Below are 11,612 nucleotides of genomic sequence, written 5' to 3'. Positions count from 1 at the left end.
TCAGACATCTTGAAAATGCCTGAACTTTTACCAAATTTGTATAATCAAAAATAGTCAACCTATTTTAGGACTAGTCATTAATATATTTGATTAAAATCTGTCGCATGCTAATACAATTCAAAGAACAGCAAATTGGTAATTTTATAGTTCCTTCATTCACGCTATCTGAGGGTGAGCTTGTCGTCATTAAACTTCCTGAGGGACAGGATTTATTTGATATGACAAGGGAACTGAATTCTATTCTCACTAATATAGGAAATACCGAAGTTGCAGTTGTCGACATTCCTTTAAAATATGCCGGTCATTTTTTAAAGCTTCATTCTTTCTTAGAGACCTTGTTTCCAACCACAGTTGGAAAATGGTTCAGAAAAAATGCTAACCAGAAAAACTCGGTTTTTAATAAAGTATATAACGACTTTGATTGGCTTACGCCTAAAACCAAACTAATTAAAATACCCCGTACTCCTCTGCGAATGATTTCTATATATTCAACATTATCATGGACAACCAATATAGTTTTTGATCTTGTAGGCGTTGACCCGGCTGGAGGGCAAAAGATATACGCAATGGTAAAAGAAGTTGTAAAAAATGGAGGAGCGGCAATATTATATGACCGTTGTTATGAATTTAAAAACGATTGCACATTATTTATAGAAGCACAACCAATTGCAAGTAACCAAATATAATTCTGACTATAATTTCCAGCATCCCTTTCACCATTTTTTACATCACATTATACCGTATGTAAAGTTTGTGTTTCTTAGAAAATTAGATTAATTTTGCACACTCAACACGTAACTACAATTGTAATGATTCATTTCTTCGGAAACCAGACGAATACGGTTTTTGCAGTACAATCGCAAAACGAGCTATCAGCAGAAGACATTTCAAAACTTAACTGGCTTTTTGGTAACGCACATAAGATAGAAAAATCCGCCCTGACGGATTTTTTTGTTGGGCCACGCGCTACCATGATCACTCCCTGGAGTACCAATGCTGTAGAGATTACCCAGAACATGGGCATCAGCGGTATCATCAGGATTGAGGAGTTTGTAAAATCTACCGAAGAGGCAACGGATTTTGATCCTATGCTTTCGCAGAAATACAACGGGCTTAACCAGGAAATCTACACTATAAACATACAGCCTGAACCTATCCTTGAAGTTAGCGATATTGCTGCCTTTAACGAGAAAGAAGGCCTGGCGCTTAGCAGCGACGAGGTAGAATACCTTGAGAACCTTGCCACGAAACTAGGCAGGAAATTGACCGACTCTGAAGTATTCGGTTTCTCTCAGGTAAACTCTGAGCACTGCCGTCATAAAATATTCAACGGTACATTTGTTATAGATGGCGAAGAAAAACCTTCTTCTCTATTTAAACTTATCAAAAAGACATCGCAGGAAAACCCTAACGATATCGTATCGGCTTACAAAGACAACGTAGCTTTTGTAAAAGGCCCTCGCGTACAGCAGTTTGCTCCTAAAACAGCCGATAAGCCTGATTACTATCAGGTAACAGAATTTGATTCGGTTATCTCTATAAAAGCTGAAACACACAACTTCCCTACTACGGTAGAGCCTTTTAATGGCGCTGCAACAGGTAGTGGCGGTGAGATTCGTGACAGGCTTGCAGGCGGACAGGGTTCGCTTCCATTAGCAGGTACAGCTGTCTATATGACATCGTACTCAAGACTTGAAGAAAACCGCCCTTGGGAAGCAGGTATGGATGAGCGTAAATGGCTTTACCAAACCCCAATGGACATCCTTATAAAAGCATCTAACGGTGCGTCTGACTTTGGTAACAAATTCGGGCAGCCGCTTATTACGGGTTCGGTACTTACTTTTGAGCACGAAGAAGATGCCCGAAAACTTGGTTTCGATAAAGTTATCATGCTTGCAGGTGGTATCGGTTATGGTAAAGAAAGCCAGGCTAAAAAACTAAAACCACAGGTTGGCGATAAAGTAGTTATACTTGGTGGTGAAAACTACCGTATTGGTATGGGTGGTGCAGCAGTATCATCTGCCGATACAGGTGCTTTCAGTTCAGGTATTGAGCTTAATGCTATTCAGCGTTCTAACCCTGAGATGCAAAAACGTGCTGCTAATGCCGTTCGCGGACTGGTAGAAAGCGAAAACAACCCAATCGTTTCTATTCACGATCACGGTGCAGGAGGCCACTTAAACTGCCTTTCTGAACTTGTGGAGGAAACAGGGGGAAAAATAGACCTTGACAAACTGCCGGTGGGTGACCCTACCCTTTCGGCTAAAGAAATAATAGGCAACGAGTCGCAGGAGCGTATGGGACTTGTGATTGGCCAAAAAGACATCGATACACTTCAGCGCATTGCAGATCGTGAGCGTTCGCCAATGTATGAAGTAGGCGATGTTACAGGTGACCACAGGTTTACATTTGAGTCGGCTACTACAGGTGCCAAACCAATGGATTTTGCCCTTGAAGATATGTTTGGCTCTTCGCCAAAAACCATCATGGCAGATAAAAGCGTTGCTGTAAACTATGCTAACCCTGACTATTCTCAGGATAAGATACACACATACTTAAACCAGGTACTGCAGCTTGAAGCTGTTGCCTGTAAAGACTGGTTAACCAATAAGGTTGACCGTTGTGTAGGTGGTAAAGTAGCTAAACAGCAAACTGCCGGACCTATCCAGCTTCCGCTAAACAACGTAGGTGTTATGGCACTTGACTATGCAGGTAAAGAGGGTATCGCAACAACTATAGGCCACTCGCCTGTCGCTGCACTTGTAGATCCTGCTGCGGGAAGCCGTACTGCCATTGCAGAGTCGTTGAGCAACATCATCTGGGCGCCAATGAAAGACGGACTTAAAAGTGTTTCGCTTTCGGCTAACTGGATGTGGGCTTGTAAAAACGAAGGTGAAGACGCAAGGCTTTACGAAGCTGTTGAGGCTTGTTCTGAATTTGCTATCGAACTAGGCATTAACATCCCAACCGGTAAAGATTCATTATCTATGAAACAAAAATACCCTGATGCAAATGTAATCGCTCCGGGTACTGTAATTATATCGGCTGCAGGTAACTGTAACGACATCTCTAAAGTTGTTGAGCCTGTACTTAAAAAGAATGGCGGCAACATTTACCACATCAATCTTTCGGGCGATGCGTACAAACTTGGCGGATCGTCTTTTGCACAGGTGCTGAACAAAGTAGGTAATGATGTACCTACTATTAAAGATGCAGCTTCTTTTAAAAATACATTCAACGTTATCCAGGATCTTATCAAAGCGGGTAAAATTGCTGCAGGCCATGACATAGGCAGCGGCGGACTTATTACTACCCTGCTTGAAATGAGTTTCCCTCAGGTTAACCTTGGCGCTGAATATGACCTTACAGGCCTTAACGAGGCAGATACGGTTAAAACTTTATTCGCTGAAAACATTGCTATCGTTATACAGGCAGATGATTCTGTAGAAGCAGAACTTACTAAGAATAATGTAGCGTTCACAAAAATAGGTCAGCCAAAAGAAGGTGGAACCATTACTATCAAAAACGGTGATGCCAACCTTACTTTTGATGTTGCCGAAACAAGGGATACCTGGTTTAAGACTTCTTTCCTTTTAGATCAGAAACAAAGTGGCAAACAAAAAGCACAGGAGCGTTTTGACAACTACAAGAACCAACCGCTTCAGTATACTTTCCCTGCTCATTTTGACGGTAAGAAAGTGGCTATTGATGCATCTAAACCAAGGCCAAAGGCTGCTATTATCCGTGAGAAGGGTTCTAACTCTGAACGTGAAATGGCAAACGCTATGTACCTTGCCGGTTTTGATGTAAAAGACGTACACATGACAGACCTTATCTCAGGCCGTGAAACACTTGAAGATATTCAGTTCATAGGCGCTGTAGGTGGTTTTTCTAACTCAGATGTTCTCGGTTCGGCTAAAGGCTGGGCTGGTGCTTTCCTTTATAACGAAAAGGCTAAAGCTGCGCTTGACAATTTCTTTAAAAGGGAAGATACTCTATCTGTAGGTATCTGTAACGGATGCCAGCTGTTTGTAGAGCTTGAGCTTATAAACCCTGACCACGAAGAAAAACCTAAGATGCTTCATAACGACAGCCACAAACACGAAAGCGGATTCACTTCTGTAAAGGTACAGGAGAACAATTCGGTGATGCTTTCTACGTTAGCCGGCAGCACACTGGGTGTATGGATCTCTCACGGCGAAGGTAAATTTAACCTGCCATACAGCGAAGACCGTTACAACGTAGTGGCTAAATATGGTTACGAAGGATATCCTGCAAACCCTAACGGTTCTCACTTTGACATTGCAATGATGGCAAGCGATAATGGCCGCCACCTGGTTATGATGCCGCACATTGAGCGCTCTATGTTCCAGTGGAACTGGGCCTACTACCCTGAAGGCCGCACTGACGAGGTTTCGCCATGGCACGAAGCGTTTGTTAATGCACGCAAGTGGATTGAGCAACGATAATTTGTTGATATGGTAATTTGATGATTTGAAAATTACGACACTATAAAGCTAACGCCCTGCAGCAATGTGGGGCGTTTTTATATATTTACATCAAATTTTAAACATGACTTTAAAAAAATTAATATCAATAAAATTTGTAGTAATAATTGCAGCTGCATTTATAGGCTATACCCTGTTTACTAAGGCGACAAATGACAGCAATAGGAACGATGTTTCAATATTAGTGTTTTTTACAATCGTTTTTTCTACAGTAGTAAATATTCTCAATAATAAAATTGATGCGGTAAAAAGAGAGATTAAAGATACAGGGGATATTTTATAAAAATATTCTGTTTAATACATTACAACTGAAAACAGCAAAACAAATACTAATCATTATCCTCAATATAGCAGTGCCATATTTACTGGTTTTAGTCACTGTATTTATACAATTCAGTATTTACGGATCTGGCACAGTTGGTGATATGGCATACAAAAGCGAAAAAATATACTGGTTAGGTGCTTATGCCCTCTTCGGTGGTATACATTTAATAGTGCTTACCGGTTATTTAAAACATATAGATTTGCTATGCGTATTGCCACATACATTATTTTAATTGCTGTATATATTTATTGCTTATCACATTTTTAGCATATCGATAAAAACATTTATCCTAAACCCTTACAGCGCTATTTTCAATCCGTGCAGGTAAAGTAAAACATTATATAAAACAAAAGTAATAGCATTTTAGAATCGCCGGGAATCGAACCCGGGGCTGAACAGGAACGCCCCACATCACTGTGAGGCGTTTATCATTTATGTCATCTTTTCATTACGATAAATGCTTTTTATTTATTGGCAGCCAAAACATAACTATGAAGGTTAGGATAAAAAACATGCTTACGACTGCACTTACTATCACGATAGAAGAAGCCATAGTGTTTGATAAGCTTCCAAGTTGGTCTGAAACGGTAAACGTTGAATAAATTGCCGACCCTAAGCTTATAACAGCTGCTACAGTGTAGATATACAGCCCGTTAAGCTTTTTCTTAAGCATTAGTGATGCACCCGTTATTTTTCCTAAGGCTACAACTACCCCTATAACGTAAGTATATGCCGGAACAATTATACCTAAGGTATGATCTGGTTTTTTAACCAAATTAAAAACCACGCTGATAAGGCTGATACCTGCTCCCGCTATTGTCAGGATACACAATACTTTAAGAAAAGTGGAGTTTGCTGGTGGCGACGCATCAAAATCGTCAAATCCTTTAACTTCGGTTTGTTCGCTATTGCAAACATGGCAGTAGGTCGCATCGGCAGTAAGGGTGTTACTGCATCGGGTACATGGTTTCATGGTAGTTGGTTTAAATTGGTTGGTAAATATAAGAATTCCCTCAAATTACACAAAGGGCTAACGTGAGAATACGCTACCATCTTAAACTTTGAAACTATTGTTTCGCCCTGATAAACTTAGCCACATCTACCATCGGGGCAACCCAAATATCTTTTTCGTTTTTCTTAAGGTAGTCCAGCAATTTCCTGTGCTCTTCAAGTTCGATATTGAGCGAATGTTCCCCTCCAACCCCGTGAAAAATAAAAACTACAAACGAACCTTTTTCCTCTGCCTTCTCCACTTTTGCGATCATTTGTTCGGCCGTACTGTTTATCTCAACGAAGCCGGTAATATTATCAAGATTAACTTCTTTGATTGACGGATAAGCAGGTTCTCCATTCCTTGCTCCCACGAATTCATTTTTTACCTGAGTGTAAAAAAACTCATTACCTATTTTCGTATCGCCGCAAGGATAAGCAAATGTTCGCTCGGATTTGCCATCAATCGCTTTTAGCAAAGCATTAGTTGCCCTGATTTCATTAACGGCACGCGCCACGGTATATTTAGAAAGGTCGGTTTCAGCACCCACCCATCCCCTGTCCGGCAGGGTTGCATCGCATGGATGGTTCAGGGTATGATTGCCCAGTTCGTGGCCTTTTTTTGCCGCTTTGCGCCATTCCTCAATTCTGTTACCAACGTTAGGCGAAGCGCCTATAAGGTAAAAAGTTCCTTTAAAGTTATACTTGTCAAGCATCGGGACGACCTTATCGAGATGTATATTTAGGGCATCGTCATAAGTAAGTACAACAGCACATTTCTTACTGTTCCAGTTTCGTTGGGTTTGGGCAAAGGACATAAAGGAGCAGGCAAAAAATGCTGTAAACAAAGTGATTTTAAAGTATCTGATTGACATATTTTAGGTATTAAATAGTAAAAGTAAAACATTATTTTCAAAACTATGCTGGTGAAAAGCCTAAGGTATTTTTTCGCCTCCTACACTATTGAGATTTAAAAACCACATTTGAATTTATGGGGTATCTCAGCGAGCTAATCCCGATTGCCAAAAACGCAGAGGTCAGACTTTATTTCTTAGACCCTATAAAAAATATAGCAACTATAACCCCTTATATCAAACCCACCTCTATTAAGATTTATCGGTATTTTTGCAATGCTAAAAATACGGCTCCAACTCCCTTTGACTTAATTTGCTCCCACACAATTACCTCAAGTCAGCTGTCCGTTGCTTAGCAATAACCGAATAAATAATTTAATTCTTTACCTATTACCGTGAAACAACCATTACTACTGGTTGTACTATCTTTTTGTATTTTTTCACAGTACACCATTGCCCAGGGAGTGGCAACAGAACCTGAAAAATACACCGCACACAACAAAGGAAAATTCTACTTCTATTGGGGAGGCAACCGAGAATCTTACACCAGATCTGATATTCATTTTAAAGGAGAGGGCTACGATTTTACAGTCCAAAATGCCAAAGCCGACGATAAGCCCAAAGGCTGGAACATAGATTACATCAACCCTTCAAGATTGACGATTCCACAGACCAATTTCAGGATTGGCTATTTTATTTCAGACCATTACAATATTTCATTAGGTTTCGACCACATGAAATATGTAATGAGAACAGGACAGACTGCCAATATTGACGGTACGATCAACCTGCCTGAAGGTCATCCCGGTTATGTGTACAACGGAACATATAAGGGAACGCCTACAGTGCTTACCGAGGATTTTCTTGATTTTGAGCATACCGACGGACTCAATTACCTGAACACCGAATTTAATCGTGTAGACGATATCTCTAAACTTTTCTGCATAGCCAATACCGACATCTTTCAGGTTAATATTACCGAAGGCGTAGGTGCCGGGATTCTTTATCCAAGAACTAATGCAAAAGTACTTGGCATGAAGCGTAACGACGAATTTCACGTTGCAGGTTTTGGTGTATCTGCAAAAGCGGGTATCAACCTCACCTTTCTCAAGTACTTTTTTGTTACGGGAGAGATTAAAGGCGGATATATAGATATGTATGACGTTCGCACAACACACAAGGGGCCTGACAGGGCAGATCATCGTTTTGGATTTTTACAAAGGGTTATCGCTTTTGGAGGAATCTTCAGGATATAGATATTTTTTATTATAAAGATGAAAGCCGCTTTTAAGCGGCTTTTTACAATTGTAAACTAATTTCATGTAACTTCGTGTTAACATAAACGACATAACATGAAACTAAAAACAACACTTTGTTTGCTCTTACTGATTGGGCTTACCCTGACAGCAACAAGTTGCAGCACTTCTGTAAGAACAGGTACCCCGGTAAAATCTAAGCCAATTCCTCCTGGACAGGCTAAAAAAATGAATGGCGACAAGAGTGCAAAAAAATATGCCCCGGGTCAAAACAAATCAAAATAATAAATATTCCAAATGTCTTCTGATTGAAGGCATTTTTCAATTCATTGAAATTTGATTAGGTCAAAAATCCATCTAAAAGCCTTTTTAAGATGAAAGGAATAAGATACCCAAAAACCTATAATAAACTCCGTGATAACAGAATTATAATTTTAGTAATTTATTTTTTAATAATTTATAACTTTAGGCATACATATATATTTTTTTCATAATTTGCAGGAACAAACACTACAAATAACTATGACAACTATAACACGCCTGTTTGATTTTCCTTACCATCAGCTGGAAAAATACAACCTGCCTGATGCACTGGTTACTAAATATGGAAACGAGTGGGTAAAAACCTCAACTCAGGAATATATTGATAAGTCTAACGCTTTTTCGCGTGGGCTGCTTCGCCTTGGTGTCAAGAAAAATGACAGGATTGCCGTTATATCGTCTAACAACAGGACCGAGTGGCATGTATGCGATATTGGCATATTACAGACCGGCGCACAAAACGTACCGGTATATCCTACCATAAGCGAAGAAGATTTTGAATACATACTAAATCATTCTGAAGCACTATATTGTATAGTGTCTGATGAGGAATTATATAAAAAAATAGAATCGGTAAGGGCAAAAGTTCCTAAACTCAAGGAAATATATTCGTTTAACGAAGTGAGCGGCTGCAAGAACTGGAGTGAGATATTGGAGCTTGGTAAAGACACGTCTAACCAAAGCGACGTTGATGCGCTTAAAAATGCAATTACAGAAGACGAACTCGCAACTGTTATTTACACATCGGGTACAACAGGAAGGCCAAAAGGCGTTATGCTTTCGCATAAAAACATTGTTTCTGACGTGTTAATGAGCGGCGACAGGGTTCCGTTTGAGGCCGGAAACAGTAAAGCGCTGAGCTTTTTACCGATATGCCACATCTATGAAAGGATGATATTATATTTATACCAGTACTATGGTGTATCTACGTATTTTGCAGAATCTATAGAAAAAGTAAGTGACAACATAAAAGAAACCAAACCGTTTGTTATTACTGCGGTTCCTCGCCTTCTTGAGAAGGTATATGACAAGATAATTGCTAAAGGTGCCGACCTTACAGGCATAAAACGAAAACTCTTCTTTTGGGCGGTAGATGTAGGCCATGAATATGAGCCTAATGGTGCTAACGGTCCGTGGTATGGCTTTAAGCTTTGGCTTGCCCGCAAGCTTATCTTCTCTAAATGGAAGGCAGGGCTTGGCGGTAACCTTGGACTTATGGTTTCCGGTAGCGCGGCTATACAGCCAAGGCTTGCCAGGGTATTTGCAGCAGCAGGAATTCCTGTTATGGAAGGTTACGGACTTACCGAAACGTCACCTGTTATCGCTGTGAATGACGAACGCAACAGGGGCTTTAAGATTGGCACCGTTGGCAAACCGTTAAAAGGTGTCGAAGTAAAGATTGCTGAAGACGGCGAAATCCTTTGCAAAGGTCCTAACGTAATGATGGGCTACCTTAACGATCCTGAAAAAACTGCCGAGGTTATCACTGATGGCTATTTTCATACTGGAGACATAGGCCTTATTGACGATGAAGGCTTCCTGAAAATTACCGACAGGAAAAAAGAAATGTTCAAGACATCTGGCGGTAAATATATTGCTCCGCAGCTTATAGAGAATGCCATGAAACAGTCGCGCTTTATTGAGCAGATCATGGTTATTGGCGATGGCGAGAAAATGCCTGCAGCCTTTATTCAGCCCGACTTTGAGTTTGTAAAACAATGGGCATCACGTAAAGGCCTTAGCCTGAGCAGTAACGAAGATATTGCCGACAGCAAAGAGGTACACGACAGGGTTCAGGAAGAAGTTGAAGAAATCAACAAAAAATTCGGCCACTGGGAACAGGTAAAGAAATTTGAGATTACCCCTGACATTTGGAGTGTAGACGGCGGCGAAATGACCCCTACTCTTAAACTAAAACGTAAAGCGATTAAAGAAAAGTACCAGAAACTGTATGACAAGATATACAGGGACGGCGCAACCGATAAAGAAAAATAAGAAATGACTCTCCGCCACGGCGGAGAGTTTTTTTAGTAGTGTAATGAGCAACGATAGCAACGATCAATTTTATTCTGAACTTGAAGTCAACAGGATTCCCCTGTGTGAACTGCTGTCAGGTACACAATTGTTTGCTGCCATCCCTGAAGACTGGCATGTTATCATTACCGATATTAAAGGCTCAACTCAGGCAGTACTGAGCGGAAGCCATCAGGACGTTAACCTCATCGCGGCCGGCAGTATCGTTACGGTGCTTAATATTGCTTTTAGCATGAATGTTACCGTTCCGTTTTTCTTTGGCGGTGATGGCGCCACGTTTATAGTCCCCACTTCTCTTATTGACAAAGTCATGCAGGCGCTGGTCTCTTACAGGGCGAATACACTTGCCAACTTTAACCTCAACCTGCGCACAGGTTCTGTAACTGTTGCTGACATTTATTCCAACGGACACGAAATAAGAATTGCTAAATTCAGCAGTTCTGAACATTTTTCCATCCCGATTGTGTTAGGCGGTGGACTGGATTATGCCGAAAAGATAATTAAAGGCGAAGACTACTTGGTTACAGACCACGAGCCACAGGTTGAAGAATTAGACCTTACCGGTATGCAGTGCCGTTGGGATACTATACCGCCCCCGCAAAACAAGCAGGAAATTGTGACGTTGCTCGTTATCGCCAGAGATGTAAATAAGCAAGCTGAAGCCTTTAAGAAGATACTCCAAAAACTGGACGAACTTTATGGTACACAAGAGGCACGCCAGCCAATATCTATTGCGAGGCTCAAACTAAAGACAACCTTCAGGAGGCTGGGTTTGGAAATGCGCGTACAACTGGGGCGCATAAAATGGCCGGAGCTGATTAAAAACTGGCTGGTAACCTTTTCATGGTATCTGTACTTTAGTACCAATAAAGGCAAAAGCTACCTGAAAAGCATCGTAGAAATGTCTGACACGCTGGTAATAGACGGAAAGATAAACACCGTAATTACGGGAACAGCGGCACAAAGGGCAAAAATGCAAAAACTATTAGATGAAATGGAAAATAACGGGGATATAGTATATGGCCTGCACATTAGCAGTGCATCGGTAATGTCGTGTTATGTACGAAATCTTGAAGACGACCACATACACTTTGTAGATGGTTCGGATGGTGGCTATACCCAAGCCGCAAGAGTACTCAAGGCAAAACTGAAAAACTAACAGAATTTCTTTACCTTTATCAATAAACTTCCGGAATAATGAAATCTTCTTCAATATCAAAACCATTACTGCTTATTGCATTATTTATCATAGTAATATCATTTTGGATAACGGTTAATACGTTTGATGTTTACACTTATCCCGTAACAGGTGCCCTCTTTGAGT

General features: G+C 40.7%; 9 protein-coding genes. 7 read left to right on the top strand and 2 right to left on the bottom strand.

All coding sequences use genetic code 11. From position 1 onward, the window contains the following. Positions 1 to 104 precede the first annotated feature (104 nt). The 3 genes from R1T16_RS17035 to R1T16_RS17025 all read left to right on the top strand — a co-directional run bounded on the left by R1T16_RS17035 (position 105) and on the right by R1T16_RS17025 (position 4,791). Positions 105 to 686, top strand: coding sequence for a hypothetical protein (locus R1T16_RS17035; protein WP_317502340.1), 582 nt, complete (start codon positions 105 to 107; stop codon positions 684 to 686). A 123-nt stretch (positions 687 to 809) separates the two neighbouring features. After that, on the top strand, positions 810 to 4,469 hold the full coding sequence (gene purL / locus R1T16_RS17030; RefSeq protein ID WP_317502339.1) for a phosphoribosylformylglycinamidine synthase: 3,660 nt from the start codon (positions 810 to 812) through the stop codon (positions 4,467 to 4,469). A gap of 103 nt (positions 4,470 to 4,572) precedes the next feature. Beyond that, the gene (locus tag R1T16_RS17025) at positions 4,573 to 4,791 is read left to right on the top strand and encodes a hypothetical protein (protein ID WP_317502338.1); all 219 of its coding nucleotides are present in this window, start codon (positions 4,573 to 4,575) and stop codon (positions 4,789 to 4,791) included. A gap of 490 nt (positions 4,792 to 5,281) precedes the next feature. Here the strand turns inward: R1T16_RS17025 and R1T16_RS17020 are convergent, their stop codons facing one another. Both R1T16_RS17020 and R1T16_RS17015 read right to left on the bottom strand, forming a co-directional pair. Further along, the gene (locus R1T16_RS17020; protein ID WP_317502337.1) at positions 5,282 to 5,806 is read right to left on the bottom strand and encodes a hypothetical protein; all 525 of its coding nucleotides are present in this window, start codon (positions 5,804 to 5,806) and stop codon (positions 5,282 to 5,284) included. A 94-nt stretch (positions 5,807 to 5,900) separates the two neighbouring features. Then, positions 5,901 to 6,698, bottom strand: coding sequence for a polysaccharide deacetylase family protein (locus R1T16_RS17015; protein WP_317502336.1), 798 nt, complete (start codon positions 6,696 to 6,698; stop codon positions 5,901 to 5,903). 374 nt (positions 6,699 to 7,072) lie between these two features. Here R1T16_RS17015 and R1T16_RS17010 point away from each other — a divergent pair, with 374 nt between their 5' ends. From R1T16_RS17010 to R1T16_RS16995, 4 genes are all read left to right on the top strand, one after another. Continuing rightward, on the top strand, positions 7,073 to 7,933 hold the full coding sequence (locus R1T16_RS17010; RefSeq protein ID WP_411162039.1) for a hypothetical protein: 861 nt from the start codon (positions 7,073 to 7,075) through the stop codon (positions 7,931 to 7,933). A gap of 96 nt (positions 7,934 to 8,029) precedes the next feature. Beyond that, positions 8,030 to 8,218 carry a hypothetical protein gene (locus tag R1T16_RS17005; protein ID WP_317502335.1) on the top strand — a complete coding sequence of 63 codons (189 nt, stop codon included), beginning with the start codon at positions 8,030 to 8,032 and terminating at the stop codon, positions 8,216 to 8,218. A gap of 237 nt (positions 8,219 to 8,455) precedes the next feature. Further along, on the top strand, positions 8,456 to 10,249 hold the full coding sequence (locus R1T16_RS17000) for an AMP-dependent synthetase/ligase (RefSeq protein ID WP_317502334.1): 1,794 nt from the start codon (positions 8,456 to 8,458) through the stop codon (positions 10,247 to 10,249). Positions 10,250 to 10,292: 43 nt separating this feature from the next. Beyond that, complete coding sequence (locus R1T16_RS16995) at positions 10,293 to 11,447, top strand: DUF3095 domain-containing protein (protein ID WP_317502333.1); 1,155 nt, start codon at positions 10,293 to 10,295, stop codon at positions 11,445 to 11,447. Positions 11,448 to 11,612: the final 165 nt, after the last annotated feature.

The sequence above is a fragment of the Flavobacterium sp. DG1-102-2 genome, assembly GCF_033042555.1.
GTDB lineage: Bacteria > Bacteroidota > Bacteroidia > Flavobacteriales > Flavobacteriaceae > Flavobacterium.
The sequence above is the reverse complement of the archived record's forward strand: the minus strand, read 5'-3'. Positions and strand labels throughout refer to the sequence as shown.